We start from the raw sequence: 23,649 nt of genomic DNA on the forward strand, positions 1-23,649 counted from the left end.
GCTGTTTGGAAAGGCCTACATCGCCTTTCCGAGCAGAAATGGCAACTGGCGGGGACCTCTCACCGTGCCCTGGGACCAGGTCACCGTGCCTGCTGGATCGAGGGCGAAGTCCGGAATCCGCTTCAGCCATTCCTCCAGCGCAACCTGCATCTCCATGCGCGCAAGGTTGGAACCGACGCAGCGGTGGATGCCAAGGCCGAAGGCAGCGTGGCGGTTCTCGCGACGGTCGATCACGACTTTGTCAGCGTCAGGAAACATTTTTGGATCGCGGTTGGCGGCCGGGAAGGACAAGAGCACCATGTTCCCGGCCTTGACCGGGCAGCCCGAGATCGTGGTCTCCTTGACCACCTCGCGGGCCATCGTCACCGGCGAGTAGGCCCGCAGCAGCTCTTCCACCGCGGTCGGGATCAGCCCGGGCTCGGCGATCAGGCGCTCGCGGTCGGCCGGCGTCCTGGCGAGATGCCAGAGCGAGGAGCCGATCGCACTCCAGGTGGTGTCGATGCCCGCGATCAGGAGCAGCCGCAGCGAACCCAGCACGTGGGACTCTTCCAGCGGCTGGCCTTCCCGGTCCTTGGCATTCATCAGGTAGGAGATGAGATCGTCGGTCGGCTTCGACCTGCGCGCCTCGATATGCGTCCTGAAATAGTCGCTCATCTCGTGGACGGCCTGGAGCAGCATATTCTCGTCCTTGATGCCGAGCTCCAGGATCATGTGGATCCAGTTGATGAACAGGTCGCTGTCGCTCTCGGGGATGCCGAGCATGTGGGCGATCGCGCGCACCGGAATGTGCTTGGTATAACGCGCGGCTGCGTCGACCCGGCCTTCGGCGATGAAGTCGTCGATCAGCTCGTTGCAGATGGCGCGGACCCGCGGCTCGAGCTTCTTCATCGCATCCGGCGTGAACGGCGGGAGCAGCAATTGCTTGGCCGGCTTGTGCACGGGCGGATCCGAGGTGATCGGCGGCGCCGCGTTCCTGGCGACCTCGGGCCGGACGTCGCGGACGATGATGCGGCGCGAGGAGAAATGCTCGGTGTCGTTGGCGATCTCGCGCACCGCCTCGTAGGTGGTCGGCATGTAGCAGCCGAGAAAACGCTCGGTATGCACGACCGGGCTCGCGGCGCGCAGCTCCTCCCAGATCGGGAAGGGATCGTCCGTCCATTGCGGATCGGTGTGGTCGAAATCATGCACCCAGTCGGTCACGGGCGGATGGGCGGCGGGCTGGCTGACGTCGGACATCTCGGATTCCTCGGGCTCGTGTTCGCTGAAAGCACGCGGGGCGGGTTGAGCCGGCGCTACTCCTCGATCACATCGATCGCAATTTCCGGGCAGTTGGATTTGGCGAGCCAGGCCTTGTCTTCGAGGCCGGGCGGCACAGTGCCGTCCCCCGCTTCATGGGCGTTGCCGTATTCGTCGAGCTCGAACAGCTCCGGCGCGAGCGCCTTGCAGCGCGCGTGGCCCTGGCATTTGTCGGGATCGACGTGAACCCTCAGTCGCTCTGTCATGGCGGCTTCCTCGGTCGTATGCGCGAGGGCCCGAAGGGCGGCGCGCGTTCCTCGTGTCAATTTTTCGCGGCATTCGCCGCTCGTTCTAAGTTATATGCTATTACATTCGCGACAGGCTTCCCCTGTCAAGCGCAAACTTATAGGCTTCGCCGCGACATGCGTTCACAACTCGCTCGCAAGCCCGGGAATACCTACCACCACGGCGACCTCCGTGACGCCCTGATCAAGGCCGCGTTGCGCGAGGCCGAGCAGGGCGGCGCCGAGGCGATCAGCATCAAGGCGCTGGCAAAACAGCTCGGCGTCTCGCAGCCGGCGCCGTATCGGCATTTTGCCGACCGTGATGCGCTGCTAACGGCAGTGACGGCGGAGGCGTTCCGGCAGCTCAGTGCACTTCTGCGCGAGGCGATGGCGAAGCCGTCGAAGCAATCGAAACTGTCGCGGCTGGCGCAGGCGACGCTCGATTTCGGTCTGCGCCGCAACGGCATCTATCGTCTGATGTTCGCTTCCCGCACCGTGTCGTGCGCGACCAAGGGCAGCGAGCTGCACGAGGCGACGCGCGACACCTTTGCGCTCGTGATCGAGGCGCTGGAGGCGCCGGCAGTTGGTTATTTGCGCGAACGGCAAGCGCTCAAGATCTGGGCGGCGCTGCATGGCGTCGTGATGCTGGCGGAGCAGGGGCTGTTCACCGGCGAGGCGGCGCATGCCACGCGCGAAGAGCTGGTCGAGGACTTCGTGAACGAAACGAAGGCCGCGCTTGCGGTCGCGATCAAGGACGCACAGCGTCGAAAAAAGGCCGGCACTTAAGCCTTTGCCTTCAGCAGCCTCATCAGCTTGTCGACAGCGCTGTCAGGTGTGGTCACGACGGGACGGCCGGTGGCCTCCGCGACCAACGGCGCGGTCGCCGCGATGCTGAACTGGGCGAGCGCGATGACGTCGCAATCACGCAAATCGCGTGAAGCTTCGACAATCAGCCGGTCGTGCGTGACGCGATCGCCGCGGTCGAGCGCAGCCAGCGCGCCTTCGGCAAGTTTCGGTACGATCCGGACAGAGGCTGGAAACTCCGGCGGCATCGAGACCAGCGTCGGCGGGAAGGTCGAGAGCAGACCGATTTTCTTGCCCATCGTCACCGCGCGCTCGATCATGGCCTCGTTCGGCTTGAGCACCGGCATCGGCGCATGTGCGCGCGCGACGGCCTCGATGCAGGGACCGAAGGCCGAGCAGGTGAACAGGATTCCATCGGCTCCGGTCGCTGCCGCATAGTCCCCGAGCGCGAGAAAGCGCTCGGTCATGGCATCGTTGAGCGCGCCGTCGCGCGCCAGATCCGCCGACAGGCTGTCGTCGAGCAGGTTCATCAGCCGCGCTTCGGGCCACGCGTTTGCGAACGCCGCCTCGATCGGGGCGATGGAATGCTTGAGGGCGTGGATCAGGGCGATGCGCATTGGCTCGGTGCTTCTTCTCCCTCTCCCCGTTCTTACGGGGAGAGGGTTGGGGTGAGGGGCTCTAGCGGCACAAAAAGTGAAGGTTGGACTCATGGAGAGTCCTCCTCACCCGGATTGCGCCGGACGACGCTTCGCATCGCCGGGGCAATCCGACCTCTCCCCGCAGGCGGGGAGAGGTGAACTCCTTACTTGAACGGCACCGCGTACATCAAGCCGCCCTTGCTCCAGAGGCCGTTGAGGCCGCGATCGAGCTTGAGCGGGCTCGCCTTGCCGACATTGCGTTCGTAGATCTCGCCGTAATTGCCGCCGGCCTTGATCACTGTCACCAGCCATTTGTTGTCGAGTCCCAGCCGGGAGCCGAGATCGCCGGAGGCCCCCAACAGCCGCTGGATCGCCGGCGTCTGCGACTTCGCCATCTCATCGACATTGGCTTGCGTGACGCCGAGCTCCTCGGCCTCGATCAGGCCGTAATGCAGCCAGGTGATGATGTCGCTCCAGACCTCGTCGCCGTTGCGGGTGAAGGGGCCGAGCGGTTCCTTGCTGATGGTCTGCGGCAGCACGACGTAATCGGCCGGGTTCGGCGCCGCGGTCGTGACGGCACCGGCGAGCGCGGAAGCGTCCTGGGTCATGGCATCGCAGCGGCCGCCGAAGAAGGTCTGGTACATCGTATCGACGCGGTCGAACACCAGCGGCTTCCAGTCGATGCCGTTGGCACGGCCGTAATCGCCGAGCGTGACCTCATGCGTGGTGCCTTGCGCGACGCAGACGGTGGCGCCCTTGAGGTCCTTCAGCTCCTTCACGCCGAGGTCCTTCTTCACCACAAAACCCTGGCCGTCGTAGAAATTGATCGGCCCTTGCCGCAGGCCCAGCGTGACACCACGCAGATATGTCTGGGTCGAGTTGCGGTAGAGCACGTCGATCTCGCCCGATTGCAGCGCAGTGAAACGGTTCTGCGCGGTCAGCGAGACGTAGCGCACCTTGTTGGCATCGCCGAGCACGCCAGCGGCGAGCGCGCGACAATAGTCGACGTCGAGGCCCTTGTAGTTGCCTTGCGAGTCCGGTGCGGAGAAGCCGGCAAAGCCGGCGCTGACGCCGCACACCAGCGTGCCGCGGCTCTTCACCGTGTCGAGCGTCGCCGCCGATGCGACGACCGTCGATGCCGCGAGCACGCTCGCCGCGATAACCACTTTCCTCATTTTACTCTCCCCTCAGTGATTGACACTACGCAACACGTTGTCGACGGCCGTGCCGAGCTTGTCGACGATCTGGTCGATTTCCTCCGCAGAGGTGATATAGGGCGGTGCCAGCAACACGTGGTCGCCGCGGACGCCGTCCGCGGTGCCGCCGCCGGGATAGCAGCCGAGCCCGTTGGCGAACGCTTCCGCCTTGATCTTCTGGTTCAGCTTGAGCGCGGGATCGAACGAGGTGCGGCTGGCGCGATCGGCGACGAGCTCGATCGCCCAGAACAGGCCGCGGCCCCTAATGTCGCCGACATGCCGATGATTGCCGAAGCGCTCGATCAGCCGTTGCTCGAGCTGCTTGCCGCGCTCCTTCACGCGGCCGAGCAGGCCGTCCTCGCGGATCACGTCCTGCACCGCGAGCGCCGCCGCGCAGGCGAGGGGATGTGCGAGGTAAGTGTGACCGTGCTGGAACGCGCCCGATCCGGCGCGGATGGTGTCGACGATCTTGCCGCTTGCGAGCATCGCGCCGATCGGCTGGTAGCCGCCGCCGAGCCCCTTCGCGATCGCCTGGATGTCCGGGGCCACGCCTTCCTGCTCCCAGGCATGCGTTGTGCCGGTGCGGCCCATGCCGGACATCACCTCATCGAGGATGAGCAGCGCGCCGTGCCGGTCGCAGATTTCGCGCACGGCCTTGAAGTAGCCGTCCGGTGCCGTCACGGCACCGGCGGTCGCGCCGACCACGGGTTCGGCCAGAAACGCCGCAACGGTATCCGGGCCAAGCCGCTGGAACTCGGCTTCGAGCTCGGCGGCGAGCCGTGCCACGAATTGCGCGTCAGACTCGCTGTCGTGCTTCTCGTGATAGGCGAAGGCCGGCGTCACATGGCTGAAAGCGCCGGAGAGCAGCGGCGCATAGGGGGCGCGCCGCCAGGCATTGCCGCCGGCGGCGAGCGCGCCGAGCGTGTTGCCGTGATAGCTTTGCCGCCGCGCGATGAAGTGCTGCCGCTGCGGCTCGCCGCGCTCGATGAAATATTGCCGCGCCAGCTTGATGCTCGCCTCGATCGCCTCCGACCCGCCGCTGACGAAATAGGCATAGGCGAGACCGCCGGGTTCGTGGCCGACCAGCGTCTCGGCCAGCGCCTCGGCCGGCTCGGAGGAGAAGAAGGCGGTGTGCGCATAGGCCAGCGTCAAGGCCTGCTTCGCCATCGCCGCGATCACGCGCGGATGCTGATGGCCGAGGCAGGAGACGGCAGCGCCGCCGGAGGCGTCGATCACACGCCGCCCGTCCTCGGCGAAGAGATAGATGCCTTCGCCGCCGATCGCCTTGGGCGGCGTTTCGCGCAACGAGCGGTGCAGCACGCGGCTGGTGCGAGCGGCCATGGGTCAACCTTTCTCTGAGACGTAGGTGGAGGCGGCGGCGAGCCGCGCCTCGGTAGTTTCCAGGCGCTTCTTCGCGGCCACGCCGCCGAGCGAGAACGTCACCGCGGCGAGCGATTGTGCGATCGCGATGGCGCCGGTCAGGCTGGGGAAGAAGCCGGGGGAAGAGGCCGCCTCGAACAGCAGCACGTGGTCGGCGCCTTCGGCCATCGGCGCCGACAGGCTGTCCGCGATCGCGATCAGCGTTGCGCCGGCGCGATGGCCGGCTTGCGCCACGCGGACGCTCGCATGCGTATAGGGCAGGAACCCGATGACGATGACGGCCTCGCCGGGCCGGAACGCGCCGAGATCGAGATCGTCGGGGCCGGACACGCCGACGAGTTGCACCTGCTCGGGGCGAAACAGCCGCAGTTCGTAGTTCAGGAGCTCCGCGACGCTGCGGCAGCTGCGATAGCCGGCAATCCAGATCCGCTTGGCCTCGTGCAGCGCGCGGGCCGCGTCCGCGATTGGCTGTGCCGGAATACGCGGAAGGCCGGCGGCCTCGGCCTCGAGCTTGTCGGTGACGAACGCGGCATCCGCGTTGGGGCCGTGACGGCGGCTCCGAGCGCGGCCGGAGAAGGGCGAGGTCTGCGACGGCCGCCGCGCCTCGGTCAGAGCTGCGCGGAGTTCGTCCCAGCCGGAATAGCCGATCGCCTTGGCAAGCCGCGTGAATGCGGCGGGGTCGGCGCCGGCCTCGGCGGCGAGATCGCGCATCGAACGGGTGGTGGCGTCGTAATCATTGGCGGCGACGAAGCGGCCGACCTCCTGCAGGCGCAGGGGGAGCGATGGCAACGCAATGCGCAGTTCGCTCAAGGGCGAGGATTTCGCGGGCTCGGCCATGAAACATTTGTTGCACGCTTTTGAGATTGGTGCAACAGTTGACGTGCGCCGCCGGAAATCGTTGCTCGTGAGAAGGATTTTTGTGCTGTGACTTCAGACAGTCCGAGACCGCCGCCCCGCCGTCGCTTCTTCGGCGCATGGGGTCGCAGAGAGCTGCAAGGCCTGTTCTGGCAGGTGCTCGTCGTCGGGATCGTGCTTGGGGTTGTCGTTTTCCTCTGGTCAAACACCGTCACCAATCTCACGGCGCGGCGCATCACGACCGGCTTTGCCTTCCTCGGTCGTGAAGCGGGCATGCCGATCGCCGACAGCCTGCTCGCCTATAATCCGAGAGACACGTACCTGTGGGCCTTCGTCGTCGGCATCGCCAACACTTTGCGTGTCGCCGTAATCGGCATCGTGCTCGCGACCATCCTGGGTACGCTGATCGGAATCTCGCGATTGTCCGCCAACTGGCTGCTGTCGCGGCTCGCGGCCGTCTATGTCGAAACGCTCCGCGACATCCCGCTGCTGCTCCAGCTCCTGTTCTGGTACGTCCTGATGCAGGCGCTGCCGGCCGCGCGCGCGGCATGGCGGCCGGTCGAGGGCGTCTTCCTGTCCAATCGCGGCCTGATCCTGCCGGCGATTCCGGTCGGCTCGCCGCAGCTCTGGGTGCTCGGCACGGCGGTACTCGGGCTTGCCGTGTTCTATCTGATCAGGCGATGGCTGATTGCGCAACAAATGCGCGACGGCAGACCGCGGGCCGCCTGGCCCTTTGCGGTCGGCCTCATCCTCGCGCTGCCCGCGACGGTATCGGTGGTGCTCGGGGTGTCCTGGACCATCGAATGGCCGCAGCTGCGCGGCTTCAATTTCGTCGGCGGTCTGACGCTCGCCCCGGAATATTTCGCGCTGCTGATCGCGCTCGTGACCTATACCTCCGCCTTCATCGCCGAGATCGTGCGCAGCGGCATCCAGTCCGTGCCGCGGGGGCAGTGGGATGCGGCCAACGCGCTCGGCCTTCGCCGCAGCTTCCTGCTGCGGCAGATCATCCTGCCGCAGGCGCTGCGCGTCATCGTGCCGCCGATGACGAGCCAGTATCTCAATCTGACCAAGAACTCCTCGCTCGCGGTCGCGATCGGCTACCAGGACGTGGTCTCGATCGCCAACACCACGCTGAACCAGACCGGGCAGGCGATCGAGGCGATCGCACTGATCATGGCGGTGTTCCTGACCATCAGCCTCGGCATCAGCTTCTTCATGAACTGGTACAATGCGCGCATCGCGCTGGTGGAGCGCTGAGCATGACCGCGATCACCGACATCCCGGACGCACCGCGCGCCGCCCGCCGACCGCAAGTCGGCAATCCGGTGCTGCGCTGGCTGCGCACCAACCTGTTCTCGTCGATCCCGAACGGCATTCTCTCGGTCGTGCTGCTTGCGGTGCTCGCCAAGGGCATCTTCAGCTTCGTACAGTGGGGCATCGCGAACGCGGTCTGGCTCACGCCGGCAAACGATTCCAGCGCTTGCCGTGCGGTGCGCGGCATCGGCGCCTGCTGGGCGATCATCCCGGAAAAATACCGCTTCATCCTGTTCGGCACCTATCCGTTCGACGAGCAGTGGCGGCCGGCGCTGTCGGTGGTGCTGTTCATTGCGCTGTTCTATCTCTCTACCCGCCGCGCCCTGTGGCGGCGCGAACTGGCCTATCTCTGGATCGGTGCGCTGGCGCTGATCAGCGTGCTGATGTGGGGTGGTGTGTTCGGGCTCTCCTTCGTCTCGCAGGACCGCTGGGGCGGCCTGCCGGTGACTTTGATCCTGGCGACGTTCGGCTTGGCCTTCGGCTTCCCGCTCGGCATTCTCGTTGCACTCGGCCGGCGGTCAAAACTGCCGGCGATCCGCTCGCTCAGCGTGCTCTATGTCGAGCTGATCCGCGGCGTGCCGCTGGTCAGCCTGCTGTTCATGGCGAGCGTGATGTTCCCGCTGTTCATGCCCGCTGGATTCAACATCGACAAGCTGCTGCGCGCGCAGATCGCCATCATCCTGTTCGCCGGCGCTTATCTGGCTGAAGTCATCCGCGGCGGCCTCCAGGCCGTGCCGCGCGGGCAATATGAGGCCGCCGATGCGCTGGGACTGTCCTACTGGCGCAAGCATCGCCTGATCGTCCTGCCGCAGGCGATCCGCCACGTGATCCCGCCGCTGGTCAACACGTTCATCGCCTTCTTCAAGGACACCAGCCTCGTCCTGATCATCGGCATCTTCGACCTGCTGACGACCGCGAAGACGGCGATCATCGATCCCGCCTGGCAGCAGTTCTCCGTCGAAGTCTACATCTTCGTCGCCGCGATCTATTTCATGTTCTGCTTCGCGATGTCGCGCTACAGCCGGAGCCTCGAGGCTCACTCCGCCGTGAGGTAATCCGGGCCTACGGAAAGTTTATTCCGCGCCTATAGCAAGAGCCCGGATTCAGACTGGGAATCCTACGTTGCGAAGCCCACCTCTTATGTGCTGGTGGGCTTCAATACGAGGCACGTCAAATCATGATGAAATCTGTTCTCGCCGCGTCGGCCGTTCTGGTTGCGCTTTGCTCTGCCGCCGACGCCCGCGGCGTCGTGCATCATCCAGCCATGGCTTCGGAAGCCACCGTCCGGATGTCACAGCCGCATCCGGGCTTCATGGCCCACGCCGCTATGACGGAGGATTCGGGCTACGACGCGCACCAGTATCACGGTGGCCCGAAGGTGAACGACTAGGGCACGAGGTTGCTGGCACTGGGGGACAATCTCGGTCCCCCGGCGCGGCCCGCATTAAGCCTTTACCTTCGGATCGATCGGCGTCGTTCCGCGCAGGCCCAGAATATCCTCCAGCACCTTCGCGCCCGCGAGCACCTGCGCATCCGCGCGCGGCGCGCCGACCACCTGCACGCCGACCGGCAGGCCCGAGGCCGTGAAGCCGCAGGGCAGCGACAGCGACGGGCAGCAGGCGAGCGTGATCGCGTAGACGATGCCGAGCCATTCGACGTAGTTCTCGAACGTCTTGCCGGCGCATTCGGCGACATAGCGATGCTCGATCGGAAAGGGCGGCACGATCGTCGTCGGCGTCAGCAGCAGATCGTATGTCTCGAAGAACGCGACGGCGCGCGCGGTCATGCCGACGCGCTGGGCTTCGGCGCGCGCGAGCTGCTCGACGGTGAGCTTGAGGCCCTCCTCGATGTTCCAGATCACTTCCGGCTTGAGCAAATCGCGCTTGGTGCGGAGCAGATTGGCCTTGGTGATCGCGAAATCGAACGCGCGCAGGACGTGGAAGCACTCATGCGCCTCGCGCCAGTCCGGATGCGCTTCTTCCACGATGGCGCCGGCTTCCGCGAAGCGTTCCGCCGCCTTGCGCGTGATCGCCTTCACTTCGGGATCAACAGGCGTGATGCCGAGATCGGGCGAATAGGCGATGCGCTTCGGCTTCTTGCCCGACTGTGCCGCCGACAGGAACGAGGTCGCGGGCGCCGGCAGCGACAGCGGGTCGGCGGCATAGTCGCCGCTCATGGCATCCAGCAGCAGCGCGAGATCCTCGACGTTGCGCGCCATCGGGCCGACGACGCCGAGATTGCGATCGATGGCGGATTTGGGGGTATGCGCGACGCGGCCGATGCTCGGCCGCATGCCGACGACGCCGCAGAAGGCCGCGGGGCTGCGCAAGCTGCCGCCCATGTCCGATCCCTGTGCCAGCCAGGCCATGCCGGTGGCGAGCGCGACGGCGGCGCCGCCGGAGGAGCCGGCGGCCGATTTCGAAGTATCCCAGGGGTTGAGGGTCGCGCCGAACACTTCGTTGAAGGTGTTGGCGCCGGCGCCGAATTCCGGCGTGTTCGACTTGGCGTAGACGACGGCGCCATTGCCTTCGAGGTTCTCGACCATGAGGTCGGACGTCGAGGGGATGTTGTCCCTGAAGATCGGCGAGCCCTGGGTGTTCAGCACGCCGGCGACGTCGGTCAGATCCTTGATCGGCACCGGCAGGCCGGCAAGCAGACCGCGCGCGCCGGCGGGCTTCTGCATCAGCGCCTTCGCATTGGTCCGTGCACGATCGAAGCACAGTGTCGGCAGCGCGTTGACCTTGCCGTCGACCTCGCTGATGCGCTTCTCCACCGCATCCAGAAGCTCCAGAGGCGAGACATCGCCGGAGCGCAGCTTGTCGACGACGGCGCATGCGGTTTCGCAGATCAGGTCTTGAGACAATTATTTTACTCCTACCTCTTGATTGTCATTCCGGGGCGCCCGAAGGGCGAACCCGGAATCTCGAGGTTCCGGGTTCGATGCTTTGCATCGCCCCGGAACGACGGTGTCTAAAAACTTTGAAGCAGTTAACCCCATCCCGCGCTGATGCCGCCATCCACCGTGTAGATGACGCCCGTCGTATAGCCGGCGCGATCCGATGCCAGGAACGCCATGAGATCGCCGATCTCGCGCGCATGCGCAGGCCGGCCGAGCGGCAGGCTCTTCTGGAATTCCTTGTAGCGGCTCTCGTCGCCGAACTGGTGCTTGGCCCGCGTCTTGAGCAGGGTGACGTGGCGATCGGTGCCGACAGGGCCGGGGTTGATGCCGACCACGCGGATGTTGTCGGCGAGGCTCTTGCCGCCGAGCGCGCGGGTGAAGGCCATCAGTGCGGCATTGCCGGCGCTGCCGCAGATGTAGTTGGCGTCGAATTTCTCGCCGGCCGCACCGATGTCGTTGACGATGACGCCGCCGCCCTTCGCCTTCATCTGCGCGTAGATCTGCCGCGTCAGGTTGATGTAGCCGAACACTTTCAATTCCCAGGCGTGCCGCCAGGTCGCCTCGTCGATCTTGTCGATCGAGCCGCCGGGGATGTCGCCGGCGTTGTTGACGAGCACGTCGATATCGGCGGCTTCCCTGGCGAGCCGCGCCACGTCCTCTGCCTTCCGCAGATCCACGATGGTCGTCGCGGCATCGATCTGGTGCGCCGAGCGCAAGCGATCGGCCAGCGCCTTGAGCTGGTCGCCGCTGCGGGCGGCGAGCAGGAGGTTTGCGCCTTCTTCGGCGAACGCTTCGGCGGCGGCTGCGCCAATGCCCTTAGACGCGCCCGTGATCAGGACGCGCTTGCCACGCAGATGCAGATCCATGAGGGGTACTCGCAGGAGAGGAACAAGGAAGGATCAAACCAGTAGGCGCTTGGCCGCGCCATGGTCAACATTGCAGTGCAGCGTTGCACTGCCGCCGAGTTTGGTTCATTGCAGTGCGGTCAAAAAGGCGGCGGCTGCCGGACCAACCAAGGACGTTATCGATGAGCAAGAAGCAATACCGGATCGCGGTCATTCCCGGCGATGGCATCGGCAAGGAAGTGATGCCGGAAGGCCTGCGCGTTTTGGAGGCGGCGGCGAAGAAGCACGGCGTGTCCCTGCATTTCGACCATTTCGACTTCTCGTCCTGGGACTATTACGAGAAGCACGGTCAGATGATGCCGGATGACTGGAAGGAAAAGATCGGCAAGCACGACGCGATCTATTTCGGCGCGGTCGGCTGGCCGGCCAAGATTCCGGATCACGTCTCGCTGTGGGGCTCGCTCATCAAATTCCGCCGCGAGTTCGACCAATATGTGAACCTGCGTCCGGTGCGGCTGATGCCCGGCGTGCCGTCTCCGCTGGCGAACCGCAAGCCCGGCGACATCGATTTCTGGGTGGTGCGCGAGAACACGGAAGGCGAGTATTCCTCCGTCGGCGGCCGCATGTTCCCGGACACCGACCGCGAATTCGTCACCCAGCAGACGGTGATGACCCGCACCGGCGTCGACCGCATCCTGAAGTTCGCCTTCGAGCTCGCGCAGTCGCGGCCGAAGAAGCACCTGACCTCGGCGACGAAATCCAACGGCATCTCCATCACCATGCCCTATTGGGACGAGCGGGTGGAGGCGATGGCCAAGAAATTTCCTGGCGTGAAGTGGGACAAGTACCACATCGACATTCTGACGGCGAACTTCGTGCTGCATCCGGACTGGTTCGACGTCGTGGTCGGCTCCAATCTGTTCGGCGACATCTTGTCCGATCTCGGCCCGGCCTGCACCGGCACCATCGGCATCGCGCCGTCAGGCAACATCAATCCCGAGGGCGATTTCCCCTCGGTGTTCGAGCCCGTGCACGGCTCGGCGCCCGACATCGCGGGGCAGGGCATTGCGAATCCGATCGGCGCGATCTGGTCGGGCGCGATGATGCTCGAGCATCTCGGCGAGAAGGTCGCCGGCAAATCGATCGTCGACGCGATCGAGCGCACGCTGGCAGAGCGCACGCTGCGCACCAAGGACCTCGGTGGCAACGCCGACACGACGGCCTGCGGCAAGGCGGTCGCGGATATGGTGGACTGAGGCGGGGCGAAAATTGCGTAGGGTGGGTTAGCCGAAGGCGTAACCCACCCTACGACTAAACATAAGACTTCCGCGCCGGATCGAAGATCGGCGGATAATCGTTCTCATCAAGCAGATCGAGGAACGGATCGAGTCCCCTGGTTTTGATCAGCCCAAGTTCCTGGCGTGAGATCAGGTTCACGGTCAGGATCTCCACTGGATCACCGGCAATCTCGAGCGCCTCGGCGATCTGCTTATCCGGGCCGATGATCGGCGTGAGAAACAGGAATGTCTGGAACTCCGTTCCTGCGACCGGCGGTCTCGGCAACGCCACCCGGTGGCCGAAGCCGAACCAGGCGGAGTCGATGAACGGCAGATTGGCGAGCCAGCGCAGATTGTCGCAGATCTCCGGCGTTGGCTCACGGACGTACCACATCAGTTCGGCGCGCGGCTTCGCGTCACCATGCACTCCCGGCATCCGCTGCTCGCTCATGCCGTTGGTCAGAAGCACATAGCCTTCGTCAGAGCCCTCCCGGCACACCGGCACGAAATCGCGGCCGAAGGCGTGGATATCGATGCGCCGCTCGGCGCTGTCCGTGAAGCTGTATTCGGGCTCGTCCAGCTCGTTTTCATAGATGGCGAGCCGTTGCCGGTAGAAGTCGGCCGCAGGTGACGGGCTGTTTGAGCCGGTCATGAATTTTGTAAGACGGGAGAGCATGTAAACCTCGGGGGCAGATGTGAGCCGGGATCTCCGCGTTGTCGTAAGACAACGCGGGCCGGTTCAAATCCGCTCGACGAGTGCGGCGATGCTTCGCCTTGGTCCAGGCGTCAGTGCGCAATTGTTCATTCGGCCGGGGACTAACCCGAGCGATGGGCTTCGCGCCCGATCAGCCGACGATCTTCTCGATCGCGGCCTGATCCAGCCCGAACTTCTTCCCGGCCTCGAGAATCTCCTGCCAGGTGGTCGGATCGACAGGAATGCCTTCGGCGAGGCGCTTCTTCTTGGTCTCGCGCTCGGGCTCGCCGGCGATCTTCACCTTCTCCACGCCGGGGCCGGGAGTAGAGCCGGTGTGCCAGGCGACGAAGCTCTCGACTTCGCTCGCGAGGTTCTCGCCGGTGCCGAGCTTGTTCGGATCGATGACGATCGAGAGCATGCCGTTGAGCACGTTGTACTTGCCGTCGGACGGCCCCTTGACCACCTGCCCGCCCGAGAGCGCGCCGCCGAGGATTTCGCACACCAGCGCGAGCCCCGAACCCTTGTGCTCGCCGAACGGCAGGATGGCGCCGTGCGGCGGGATCACGGTGTAGCGCGGATTGACGGTGGGCTTGCCTTCGTTGTCGATGATGGTGCCGGGCTCGAGTTCGACGCCCTTGTTGTGGGCGACGCGGGTCTTGCCCTGCGCGATCCTGCTGGTGGCGAAGTCGAGCACGATCGGCTCTTTCCCCCTGCGCGGGATGCCGACGCAGAACGGGTTGGTGCCGTGGCGCGCATCGCTGCCACCCCAGGGCGCCACGATCGGGCGCGAGATCACGTTGACGAAGTGGATCGAGACCAGCCCGTGGTCGATGCACTGCTCGGCCCAGTGGCCGATGCGGCCGATATGGTGCGAGTTGGAAAGGCCGACGAGGCACACGCCGTTTTTCTTGGCGCGCTCTGCCGCCAGCTCCATCGCTTCATGGCCGATCACCTGGCCGTAGCCGGTGAGGCCGTCGAGGGTGAGAAGCGGACCAGTGTCGAGCACGGTCTTGACGTGCGCGTTCACGGCGAGGCCGCCGTTGACGACGCTCTGGACATAGCGCGGGATCATGCCGACGCCGTGGGAGTCGTGTCCCTTGAGATTGGCCTCGACGAGATTGGTCGACACGAGTTCGGCCTCGCGGTCCGAGGAGCCGCCGGCCTTGACGATGGCGCGGATGGCGCTGGTGAGCGGCTCTGCCTTGATGGTGCGATAGTCGGCCATTGGTGTTGCTCTTATCCTTTCACGATCCGGCGGCAGTGGACCCACGCCGCTTCAATCAGGTTCTCGCTGGCCTCCGGCGTGCGGAATGCCGAATGCGCCGACAGCGTCACGTTCGGAATCTTCGTCAGCGGATGATCCGCCGGCAGCGGCTCGATGTTGAAGACGTCGAGGCCGGCATGGCGGATGTGGCCCGACTTCAGCGCGTCGATCATCGCCTGCTCGTCGACAACCGCGGCGCGCGCGGTATTGATCAGGATGACACCAGGCTTCATCGCAAAAATCTTCTCGCGCGTGATCATGCCCCGCGTCTCGTCGTTGAGCAGCAGGTGCAGCGACACGACGTCGCTTCTCGCCAGCAACGTGTCGAGATCGGTGAACTCGACGCCGGGGTGAGTCTTCGGCGAGCGGTTCCAGGCAATCACCTTCATGCCTGAGCCAACCGCGATGCGAGCGACTTCCGCGGCGATGCCGCCGAAGCCGATCAGGCCGAGCGTCTTGCCCGTGAGCTGCATGCCGTCCTCGCGCAGCCAGCTGCCGGCGCGCATCTCGCGGTCCATCATGGCGATGACGCGGGCCGAGGCCCACATCAGCGCGATCGCGGATTCAGCGACGGCGGTGTCGCCATAACCCTTGATCAGATGCACGGAGATGCCGAGCTCGGCCAGCTCTTCCGGATTCATGTAGCTGCGCGCGCCGGTGCCGAGGAACACCACATGCTTGAGGCCGGCGCACTTCTTCGCGACCTCGGTCGGCAGCGCGGTATGATCGACGATCGCGATCTCGGCGCCGTCGAGGATCTCAGGATATTGCTCGGGCTTGATATCGGGATCCCTGTGGATCCGCACCTTGGGATCATCAGGCTTTTCCAGCCGCTCCATGATCACGGCGAGGGCTTCGTTGGCGTCGACGAAAACTCCGCGCATGGTTCTCTCCGGTCAGGACGCGACGCCGGCGATCGCCAGCACGGTATGCATCAGCACGTTGGTGCCCGCCGCGCAGTCGGGCTGCGTGGCATCCTCCAGCTCGTTGTGGCTGATGCCGTCCTTGCATGGCACGAACACCATCGCCGCCGGCATGATTGTGTTGAGGTTGCAGGCGTCGTGTCCGGCGCCGGAGGTGATGCGGCGAGAGGAATAGCCAAGCGTCTTGGCCGCGTTCTCAACGGCTGCAATGAGCTTGGGATCGAAATGCGTCGGCGGCTTGCGCCAGACGAGGTCGATCTTCACGTCGACCTTGCGGCGCGTTGCGATCTCGGCGATGGCGGCGCGCAGGTCGCGATCGAGCGCATCCATGATCGCGCCATCGGCGCTGCGGCAATCCATAGTGAAGGCGATCTCGCCGGGAATGACGTTGCGGGAGGGATTGGCGATCACGGCCTCGCCGATGGTGCCGACCGCCTTCGGCCCGTGCTTCTTCGCAATGGCCTCCATCGCCAGCACGATTTCCGAGAGCGTCGCGAGGGCATCGCGCCGCAGCGGCATCGGCGTCGATCCCGCATGGCTCTCGAAGCCGGAAATCTTGCCGTCGTACCAGAGCACGCCCTGGCCGGAATCGACCACGCCGATGGTCTTACCTTCGGCTTCGAGAATTGGGCCCTGCTCGATGTGCAGCTCGACGAAGCAGCCAAGCTTCTGAAAGCCGACCGGCTTGTCGCCGCGATAGCCGATGCTGTCCAATGCCTGGCCGACGGACGTGCCCTCGACGTCCTTGCGCGAAAGGATGTCGTCGGTGGTGAAATCGCCGACGTAGGCGGCGGAGGCCATCATCGCCGGCGCGAAACGCGAACCTTCCTCGTTGGTCCAGTTGACGACGCAGATCGGCGCGTCCGTCTCGATGCCGGCGTCGTTCAGCGTGCGGATCACTTCGAGCGCGCCGAGCGTGCCCAGAATGCCGTCATACTTGCCGCCGGTCGGCTGGGTGTCGAGATGCGAGCCGATGCCGACGGGGAGCTTCGACATGTCGCGGCCCTTGCGCAGGCCGAACTGTGAGCCGAGCGCATCGGTGTGCACCTCGAGGCCGGCATCCTCGCACGCCTTGCGGAACCAGTCGCGCACCTGCTTGTCTTCGCTGCTGAGCGTCAGCCGCCGCACGCCGCCCTTGGCTGTCCCGCCGAACTGCGCGGTCTCGTGGATGGAGCCCCAGAGGCGGGCGGAATCGATTTGCAGGTTCGTGGCGGCTCGGCTCATGCGGTCGTTCTCTCTTTTGTCCGGCGCCTTTTTCAATGACGCGCCGGCGCGGCCTCGTCAACCGCGAGGCTGCTCTGCGCAATCTGCCTTGCAAGCTCGGCGACGCGCTCGATCGCCACGACATCTGGCGAGGCGAGCCAGCTTGCAGTGAAGGTGAGGGGGGCGATCGCGAGGTCGGTGTCGAGCAATTGCAGTCGCCCGTCGGCAAGTTCGTTCTCGACGATGGCGTCGGGGATCACGGCGATGCCGAGCCCCTCGACCGCCATGTGGATGACGGTCGCAAGCGATGCGGACGCATGCAGCCGGATCGGCGGCAGCTCCGGCCGGTCAAACACCTCGCGCACGACCTCGTAAGGCTTGGTCTTACGCGGGAAGGTGATGATCGGAAACCGCGCGAGCTCCGCCGGCGTCACCGGGCCCTTGCCGAGCCCGAGTGAGGGGCTTGCGAGAAATCCGATCGGATAATCCGCGAGGACGCGATTGTGCACGCCCGAGGCCGACAGCGGTCCCACCACGAAGGCAAGCTCGATCTCCTGCGCGAGCAGGCGCGCGGTGAGGTTCGGCGTGATATCGACCTCGATCTCCAGCGACAGGTTCGGATAGACCTCGTTCATGCTCTTCACCAGCCGTGGCAGCCAGGTGTGCACGATGGTTTCGGCGACGCCGAGACGCATCACGCCGCGCATGGCGGAGCGGTCGCCGATCTCCGCCATCATCGCAGCGCGGAGGCCGATCAGCTTCTCGGCATAGACCATCATCTGCCGGCCGCTCGGCGTCGGCGAAGCCACGCGATGATCCCGGTTCAGGAGCTTCACGCCCATCTCGCGCTCGAGCTGGGCGATGCGCTGGGAGATCGCCGGCTGGGTGGTGTTGAGCCGTGCTGCGGCGCCGCGAAAGCTGCCGAGCTTCACGACCCAAAGGAAAGTTTCGATCGACCTGAAGTCCAGCATTGGAAGGGATTTTCCCGATCGATAAAACAGGTTTATCGATATCGATTAGAAAGGACGATTAGACTTTATAGTATGCTTGATGTTGGCTGTGCTTGTCGAGTTCATAGGCAGGTCGATCAAATGACTGTTTTAGTGGCAGCGCAGCAAACTGAGACATCCGACACCCTCCCGAGCCGCCAGGCACGGCTCGCCTATCGCGCCGGCCAGGTCGGATCCACCGCCGGCGTTGCTCCCGGCTTCGTCCAGGGCAATCTGGCTATCCTGCCGGCCGAATATGCCAGCGCCTTTCACCGCTTCTGCCAGCTCAATCCGAAGCCGTGCCCGATCATCGGCATGTCCGATGTCGGCAGCCCATACATCCCTGCACTCGGCGCCGATCTCGACATCCGCACCGACGTGCCGCGCTACCGCGTCTGGCGCGACGGCGAGGTGGTCGACGAGCCGACCGACGTGACCGGGCATTGGCGCGACGATCTCGTCACCTTCGTGCTCGGCTGCTCGTTCTCGTTCGAGGAGGCGTTGCTCGACGAAGGCATGCCGATCCGTCACATCGAGCAGAACGTACGCGTGCCGATGTACCGCACCAACATCGCCTGCGGCGAGGCCGGTCCGTTCGCCGGTCCCATGGTGGTGTCGATGCGCCCGTTCAAGCCAGCGGATGCAATTCGCGCGGTGCAGATCACCTCGCGTTATCCCGCCGTGCACGGTGCGCCCGTGCATCTCGGTCATCCGCACCTGATCGGCATCAAGGATCTCGCCAAGCCGGACTACGGCGATCCCGTGCCCGTCGCCGATGACGAGATCCCCGTGTTCTGGGCCTGCGGCGTGACGCCGCAATCGGTGATCAACGCCGCCAGGCTGCCGTTCGCGATCACGCATTCGCCCGGCCTGATGCTGGTGACGGATCTGAAGAACAGAACCATGGCCGTGATTTAGTAGGCAGCGTTTGCTGCTTCTTCGGGCTTTACCGCATCCATCAATCGCTTCATTCGATCAGCCGAAATTCAGTAACAGGGGACTTTGCCATGACGATCTCTCGCCGCGATGTGCTGCTTGGAGCCACCGCCGCTGCCGCGCTGGTGCCGCTCGCTGCACGCGCCCAGACCTCGGAAGTCGTGATCGGCGTCATCTATCCGTTCTCCGGCGGCAGCGCGCAGCAGGGCGTCGACGCGCAGAAGGCCTATGAGACCGCGCTCGAGGTCATCAACAAGGACACCGATTTCGACCTGCCGCTGGCGAAGGGCGAGGGCCTGCCGGGCCTCGGCGGCGCCAAGGTGCGTCTCGTGTTCGCCGACCACCAGGCCGATCCGCAGAAGGGCCGCGCCGAAGCCGAGCGCCTGATCACGCAGGAGAAGGTCTCCGCCATCATCGGCACCTACCAGAGCGCGGTCGCCGTCACCGTCAGCCAGATCTGCGAACGCTACCAGATCCCGTTCGTCTCCGCCGACAACTCCTCGCCGAGCCTGCATCGCCGCGGCCTCAAATATTACTTCCGCGCTTCTCCACATGACGAAATGTACTCGGCCGCGATGTTCGACTTCTTCGACGCCATGAAGAAGAAGGGCACCAAGATCGAGACGCTGTCGCTGTTCCACGAGGACACCATCTTCGGCACCGATTCCGGCAACGCCCAGGCCAAGATCGCCGGCGAGCGCGGCTACAAGATCGTCACCGACATCAAATACCGCGCCAACTCGCCTTCGCTCTCGGCCGAAGTGCAGCAGCTCAAGACAGCGAACGCCGACGTGCTGATGCCCTCGAGCTACACCACGGACGGCATCCTCCTGGTCAAGACCATGGCCGAGCTCGGCTATAAGCCGAACGCGATCGTGGCGCAGGACGCCGGCTTCTCGGAAAAGGCGCTCTATGATGCCGTCGGCGACAAGCTCGAAGGCGTGATCTCGCGCGGTACCTTCTCGCTCGATCTCGCGCAGAAGCGCCCCATGGTCGGCAAGATCAACGAAATGTTCAAGGCGCGCTCGGGCAAGGATTTCAACGACCTCACCTCGCGCCAGTTCATGGGCCTGATCATCCTGGCCGATGCCATCAACCGCGCCAAGTCGGCCGACGGCGAGAAGATCCGCGATGCACTGGCCGCGACCGACATTCCGGGCGAGCAGACCATCATGCCCTGGAAGCGCGTCAAGTTCGACGAGGCCGGCCAGAACAACGACGCCGACCCGGTGCTGCTGCAATATATCGGCGGCAAGTTCGTCACCATCTTCCCGCCGCAGGCCGCGATCGCCGAAGCGACCTGGCCGATGAAGTAAGCGCTGCGGGGGCAGCGGAGCAAATCGAGATCGTCGCACGAGCCTCGTCATTGCGAGGAGCGAAGCGACGAAGCAATCCAGACTATTGCCGCAGAGGCATCCTGGATTGCTTCGCTTCGCTCGCAATGACGGAGCAGACGATGACGTTTCGAACGGGGGACCAGAGTTGACAGCCCAAGCCATTATCCAGAGTCTCGCGAGCGGCCTGCTCATGGGCCTGCTCTACGGACTGATCGCCGTCGGCCTCGCGCTGATCTTCGGCCTGATGGACGTCACGAACTTCGCTCATGGCGAGTTCCTGATGATCGCGATGTACCTGTCCTTCTTCCTGTTCGCGTTCTTCGCCATCGACCCCTTGCTGTCCGCGCCGCTGGTCGCTGCGGCGCTCTTCATCTTCGGAGCGGTGGTCTATCTGCTGCTTGTACGCTTCGCCATGCGGGCCAAGGCCAATGCCGGCATGGTGCAGATCTTCACCACCTTTGGCCTGGCCATCGTGATGCGGGGCCTCGCGCAGTTCTTCTTCACGCCGGACTACCGCAGCATTCCGCAGTCATGGCTCGGCGGCAAAACCATTTCGATCGGCGGCATCTTCCTGCCGGAGCCGCAGCTGATCGGCGCACTGGTTTCGATTCTCGCCTTCGCCGGTCTCTATTTCTTCATCCACCGCACCGATTTCGGCCGCGCGCTGGAAGCCACCCGTGAAGATCCCGGCGCGGTCGCGCTCGTCGGAATCGACAAGAACCGCGTGTTCGCGTTCGGCTGGGGCCTCGGCGCCGCGCTGGTCGGTCTCGCCGGCGCGATCATGGCGGTGTTCTTCTACATCTATCCCGACGTCGGCGCGTCCTTCGCCCTGATCGCCTATGTCACGGTGGCGCTCGGCGGCTTCGGCAGCGTGTTCGGCGCCTTCGCCGGTGGCATCATCGTCGGTCTCGTCGAGGCCACGACCGCGCTGGTGCTGCCGCCGTCGCTGAAATCGGTCGGCATCTACGCCGTCTATCTCCTCGTCGTCTTCATTCGGCCGCGCGGCCTGTTCGGATCGATGTGATGGACAAGGAATTTGCCGCGCGGCGCCGCCGCGACCTCATCATCGCCGCGGTGCTCGCCGCGATTGCCGCGCTGACGCCATTGTTCGTGAAGGACGTGGTCGTGCAGAACATCCTGATCCTGACGCTGATGTATGCGGGGTTGTCACAGAGCTGGAACATCCTGTCCGGCTATTGCGGGCAGATCTCGCTCGGGCACGCGCTCTATTTCGGTCTCGGGGCCTACACCACCGAGCTGCTCTTCACGAAGTTCGGCGTGCTGCCCTGGTTCGGCATGCTGGCGGGCGGCGTGGTGTCGGCGCTGATCGCGATGGGGCTCGGTTATCCCTTCTTCCGGCTGCGTGGCCATTACTTCGTGATCGCGACCATCGTCATCGCCGAGATTGGGTTGCTTCTGTTCCACAACTGGGAATGGGCCGGCGCCGCGATGGGCATCACCATTCCAATCCGCGGCGACAGCTGGCTGAAATTCCAGTTCCTGCGCACCAAGCTGCCATACTTCTATTTCGCGCTGGCGCTGTGCTGCATTGCCTGGTTCGTCACCTGGTGGCTGGAAGATTCCAAATGGGGCTTCTGGTGGCGTGCGGTCAAGGACAATCCGGACGCAGCCGAGAGCCTCGGCGTCGACGTGTTCAATTCCAAGATGGGCGCGGCCGCGGTCTCCGCCTTCCTGGTTGCCGTCGGCGGCAGCTTTTACGCCCAGTTCGTCTCCTACATCGATCCCGAAAGCGTCATGGGCTTTCAGTTTTCGTTGCTGATGGCGCTGCCCGCCGTGCTCGGCGGTATAGGCACCCTGTGGGGGCCGGTGCTTGGTGCCGCGATTCTGATCCCGCTGACTGAGCTCACGCGCTTCAAGTTCGGCGGCTCGGGGCGCGGTGTCGACCTCATTGTCTACGGCACGCTGATCGTCCTGATCTCGCTGGCGTTGCCGCGAGGGCTGTTGAGCCTGTTTTCACGCCCGAAGAAGACGGGAGCCACGCGATGACCGCACTCCTTGAGACCCGCGGCGTCTGGCAGCGGTTCGGCGGCCTCGTCGCCAACAGTGACGTCTCGATCTCGGTCGGCCGCGGCGAGATCGTCGGCCTGATCGGCCCCAACGGCGCCGGCAAGTCGACGCTGTTCAATCTCATCGCCGGCGTGCTGCCGCCGACGCAAGGCTCGATCTGGTTCGACCGCGAGGATGTCACCCGCATGCCGGCGGCCGCGCGTTGCCAGCGCGGCGTCGGCCGCACCTTCCAGGTGGTCAAGAGTTTCGAGACCATGACAGTCATCGACAACGTCATCGTCGGTGCGCTGGTGCGCAACACGGTCATGCGCGAGGCCCGCCGCAAGGCGCATGACGTGCTGGAGTTCACCGGCCTAGCCGCCCGCGCCGACGTGCTCGCAAGCGACCTGGTGCCGGCCGAAAAGCGCCGTCTCGAAGTCGCGCGTGCGCTCGCGACCGAGCCGAAACTGCTACTGCTCGACGAAGTCCTCACCGGCCTCACGCCGACCGAGGCGCAGACCGGCGTGGCGCTGGTGCGCAAGGTGCGCGATGCCGGCATCACCGTCTTGATGGTCGAGCACGTCATGGAGATCGTGATGCCGCTGGTCGATCGTGCCATCGTGCTCGACCTCGGCAAGGTTCTGGTCGAGGGCAAGCCCTCTGACGTCGTCCGCGATCCCAAGGTGATCAAGGCATATCTGGGAGATCGTCATGCTGTCGGTGCATGAAGTCACGACCGCCTATCAGGGCCTGGTCGCGATCTCGGCGGTCTCGATCGAAGTTCAGAAGGGCGAGATCGTCTGCGTCGCCGGCGCCAACGGTGCGGGCAAGTCGACGCTGCTGAAATCCATCGCCGGTGCCGAGCGCCCGCGCTCGGGCACCGTGACCTTCGACGGCAAGCGCCTCGACGGCATGGCGCAGCATCACATCACCGCCACCGGCATCGCTTATGTGCCGGAGAACCGCCGCCTGTTCCCGCGCCTGTCGGTGCGCGACAATCTTCGCCTCGGCAGCTACCTCTACCGCGGCGAGGCGAACCGCGAAGAACCGCTCGATCTCGTCTTCAAGCTGTTTCCGCGCCTGTCCGAACGGCTTGAGCAGCGCGCCGAGACGCTGTCCGGCGGTGAGCAGCAGATGCTCGCCATCGGCCGCGCGCTGATGACGCGCCCGCGGCTGTTGATGCTGGACGAGCCCTCGCAGGGCATCATGCCAAAGCTCGTCGACGAGATTTTCCAGGCGGTCAAGCTCATCCGTGACTCCGGCATGACCGTCCTGATCGTCGAGCAGCGCATGGCCGAGTGCCTGGAGATCGCCGACCGCGCCTACATCCTGCAGACCGGCCGCGTGCTGATGCAGGGGCCGTCGGCGGAGATCAAGGGCAATCCGGATGTGCGGAAGGCGTATCTGGGGCTGTAGCGAAGGAGTGCTCGCGCAACATACTCGGTGTCATCGCCCGACTTGATCGGGCGATCCAGTATTCCAGAGACGTCAGAGGCATGCGGAGAAGCCGCGGAGTACTGGATTCCCCGTCTTCGCGGGGAATGACAGCGGTGGGTGAGGCAGCGTCA

The 23,649-nt window shown here is 64.9% G+C and carries 24 protein-coding genes; 11 read left to right on the forward strand and 13 right to left on the reverse strand.

Annotation, left to right across the window (positions count from 1 at the left end; all coding sequences use genetic code 11):
* Positions 1–15: 15 nt before the first annotated feature.
* Complete coding sequence (locus NLM15_RS13310; RefSeq protein ID WP_254117431.1) at positions 16–1,236, reverse strand: cytochrome P450; 1,221 nt, start codon at positions 1,234–1,236, stop codon at positions 16–18.
* Between the two features lie 56 nt (positions 1,237–1,292).
* The gene (locus NLM15_RS13315) at positions 1,293–1,502 is read right to left on the reverse strand and encodes a ferredoxin (RefSeq protein ID WP_007607931.1); all 210 of its coding nucleotides are present in this window, start codon (positions 1,500–1,502) and stop codon (positions 1,293–1,295) included.
* A 156-nt stretch (positions 1,503–1,658) separates the two neighbouring features.
* Here NLM15_RS13315 and NLM15_RS13320 point away from each other — a divergent pair, with 156 nt between their 5' ends.
* A complete protein-coding gene (locus NLM15_RS13320; protein ID WP_254117433.1) occupies positions 1,659–2,306 on the forward strand; it encodes a TetR/AcrR family transcriptional regulator in 648 nt (215 codons plus the stop codon).
* On the opposite strand, the gene NLM15_RS13325 is transcribed toward NLM15_RS13320, so the two are convergent.
* From NLM15_RS13325 to NLM15_RS13340, 4 genes are all read right to left on the reverse strand, one after another.
* Positions 2,303–2,941, reverse strand: coding sequence for an aspartate/glutamate racemase family protein (locus NLM15_RS13325; protein WP_254117435.1), 639 nt, complete (start codon positions 2,939–2,941; stop codon positions 2,303–2,305). The two genes, NLM15_RS13320 and NLM15_RS13325, sit on opposite strands and share 4 nt — an antisense overlap.
* Before the next feature lie 185 nt (positions 2,942–3,126).
* Positions 3,127–4,137, reverse strand: a complete 1,011-nt coding sequence (locus tag NLM15_RS13330) for an amino acid ABC transporter substrate-binding protein (RefSeq protein ID WP_254117437.1) — start codon at positions 4,135–4,137, stop codon at positions 3,127–3,129.
* Positions 4,138–4,149: 12 nt separating this feature from the next.
* Positions 4,150–5,499 (reverse strand): aspartate aminotransferase family protein, encoded by a 1,350-nt coding sequence (locus NLM15_RS13335; RefSeq protein WP_254117439.1) that lies wholly within the window; start codon positions 5,497–5,499, stop codon positions 4,150–4,152.
* Positions 5,500–5,502: 3 nt separating this feature from the next.
* Positions 5,503–6,375: a MurR/RpiR family transcriptional regulator gene (locus tag NLM15_RS13340; protein WP_254117440.1), complete on the reverse strand. Its 873-nt coding sequence runs from the start codon at positions 6,373–6,375 to the stop codon at positions 5,503–5,505.
* A gap of 87 nt (positions 6,376–6,462) precedes the next feature.
* On the opposite strand from NLM15_RS13340, the gene NLM15_RS13345 reads away from it, so the two are divergent.
* The 3 genes from NLM15_RS13345 to NLM15_RS13355 all read left to right on the forward strand — a co-directional run bounded on the left by NLM15_RS13345 (position 6,463) and on the right by NLM15_RS13355 (position 9,097).
* On the forward strand, positions 6,463–7,650 hold the full coding sequence (locus tag NLM15_RS13345) for an amino acid ABC transporter permease (RefSeq protein ID WP_254117441.1): 1,188 nt from the start codon (positions 6,463–6,465) through the stop codon (positions 7,648–7,650).
* A 2-nt stretch (positions 7,651–7,652) separates the two neighbouring features.
* On the forward strand, positions 7,653–8,762 hold the full coding sequence (locus NLM15_RS13350; protein WP_254117443.1) for an amino acid ABC transporter permease: 1,110 nt from the start codon (positions 7,653–7,655) through the stop codon (positions 8,760–8,762).
* A gap of 122 nt (positions 8,763–8,884) precedes the next feature.
* On the forward strand, positions 8,885–9,097 hold the full coding sequence (locus tag NLM15_RS13355; protein ID WP_254117445.1) for a hypothetical protein: 213 nt from the start codon (positions 8,885–8,887) through the stop codon (positions 9,095–9,097).
* A gap of 54 nt (positions 9,098–9,151) precedes the next feature.
* On the opposite strand, the gene NLM15_RS13360 is transcribed toward NLM15_RS13355, so the two are convergent.
* Positions 9,152–10,570: an amidase gene (locus NLM15_RS13360; RefSeq protein WP_254117447.1), complete on the reverse strand. Its 1,419-nt coding sequence runs from the start codon at positions 10,568–10,570 to the stop codon at positions 9,152–9,154.
* A 125-nt stretch (positions 10,571–10,695) separates the two neighbouring features.
* Positions 10,696–11,472, reverse strand: a complete 777-nt coding sequence (locus NLM15_RS13365) for an SDR family oxidoreductase (RefSeq protein ID WP_254117449.1) — start codon at positions 11,470–11,472, stop codon at positions 10,696–10,698.
* Positions 11,473–11,633: 161 nt separating this feature from the next.
* Between NLM15_RS13365 and NLM15_RS13370 the strand changes: the two genes are divergently transcribed.
* A complete protein-coding gene (locus NLM15_RS13370) occupies positions 11,634–12,707 on the forward strand; it encodes a tartrate dehydrogenase (protein WP_014496906.1) in 1,074 nt (357 codons plus the stop codon).
* Between the two features lie 55 nt (positions 12,708–12,762).
* On the opposite strand, the gene NLM15_RS13375 is transcribed toward NLM15_RS13370, so the two are convergent.
* From NLM15_RS13375 to NLM15_RS13395, 5 genes are all read right to left on the reverse strand, one after another.
* The gene (locus NLM15_RS13375) at positions 12,763–13,380 is read right to left on the reverse strand and encodes a suppressor of fused domain protein (RefSeq protein WP_254117451.1); all 618 of its coding nucleotides are present in this window, start codon (positions 13,378–13,380) and stop codon (positions 12,763–12,765) included.
* Positions 13,381–13,573: 193 nt separating this feature from the next.
* A complete protein-coding gene (locus NLM15_RS13380) occupies positions 13,574–14,647 on the reverse strand; it encodes a malate/lactate/ureidoglycolate dehydrogenase (RefSeq protein WP_254117453.1) in 1,074 nt (357 codons plus the stop codon).
* 11 nt (positions 14,648–14,658) lie between these two features.
* Positions 14,659–15,570, reverse strand: a complete 912-nt coding sequence (locus NLM15_RS13385) for an NAD(P)-dependent oxidoreductase (protein ID WP_254117455.1) — start codon at positions 15,568–15,570, stop codon at positions 14,659–14,661.
* Positions 15,571–15,582: 12 nt separating this feature from the next.
* Positions 15,583–16,833, reverse strand: coding sequence for a Zn-dependent hydrolase (locus tag NLM15_RS13390; protein WP_254117457.1), 1,251 nt, complete (start codon positions 16,831–16,833; stop codon positions 15,583–15,585).
* Between the two features lie 32 nt (positions 16,834–16,865).
* Entirely contained in the window at positions 16,866–17,783 is a 918-nt protein-coding gene (locus tag NLM15_RS13395) for a LysR family transcriptional regulator (protein WP_254117459.1), read from the reverse strand.
* A gap of 120 nt (positions 17,784–17,903) precedes the next feature.
* Here NLM15_RS13395 and NLM15_RS13400 point away from each other — a divergent pair, with 120 nt between their 5' ends.
* The 6 genes from NLM15_RS13400 to NLM15_RS13425 all read left to right on the forward strand — a co-directional run bounded on the left by NLM15_RS13400 (position 17,904) and on the right by NLM15_RS13425 (position 23,497).
* Positions 17,904–18,719, forward strand: coding sequence for a putative hydro-lyase (locus tag NLM15_RS13400; RefSeq protein WP_254117461.1), 816 nt, complete (start codon positions 17,904–17,906; stop codon positions 18,717–18,719).
* Positions 18,720–18,808: 89 nt separating this feature from the next.
* The gene (locus tag NLM15_RS13405) at positions 18,809–20,053 is read left to right on the forward strand and encodes an ABC transporter substrate-binding protein (RefSeq protein ID WP_254117462.1); all 1,245 of its coding nucleotides are present in this window, start codon (positions 18,809–18,811) and stop codon (positions 20,051–20,053) included.
* A gap of 166 nt (positions 20,054–20,219) precedes the next feature.
* A complete protein-coding gene (locus tag NLM15_RS13410) occupies positions 20,220–21,098 on the forward strand; it encodes a branched-chain amino acid ABC transporter permease (protein ID WP_256565433.1) in 879 nt (292 codons plus the stop codon).
* Complete coding sequence (locus NLM15_RS13415) at positions 21,098–22,081, forward strand: branched-chain amino acid ABC transporter permease (protein WP_254117463.1); 984 nt, start codon at positions 21,098–21,100, stop codon at positions 22,079–22,081. Before NLM15_RS13410 ends, NLM15_RS13415 begins: the two co-directional genes overlap by 1 nt.
* Entirely contained in the window at positions 22,078–22,809 is a 732-nt protein-coding gene (locus NLM15_RS13420) for an ABC transporter ATP-binding protein (protein ID WP_254117465.1), read from the forward strand. Before NLM15_RS13415 ends, NLM15_RS13420 begins: the two co-directional genes overlap by 4 nt.
* Positions 22,793–23,497 (forward strand): ABC transporter ATP-binding protein, encoded by a 705-nt coding sequence (locus NLM15_RS13425; protein ID WP_254117467.1) that lies wholly within the window; start codon positions 22,793–22,795, stop codon positions 23,495–23,497. The genes NLM15_RS13420 and NLM15_RS13425 overlap by 17 nt, the downstream gene beginning before the upstream one ends.
* The last annotated feature ends 152 nt before the right edge of the window (positions 23,498–23,649 follow it).

This window comes from Bradyrhizobium sp. CCGB20, assembly GCF_024199855.1.
Taxonomy (GTDB): domain Bacteria; phylum Pseudomonadota; class Alphaproteobacteria; order Rhizobiales; family Xanthobacteraceae; genus Bradyrhizobium.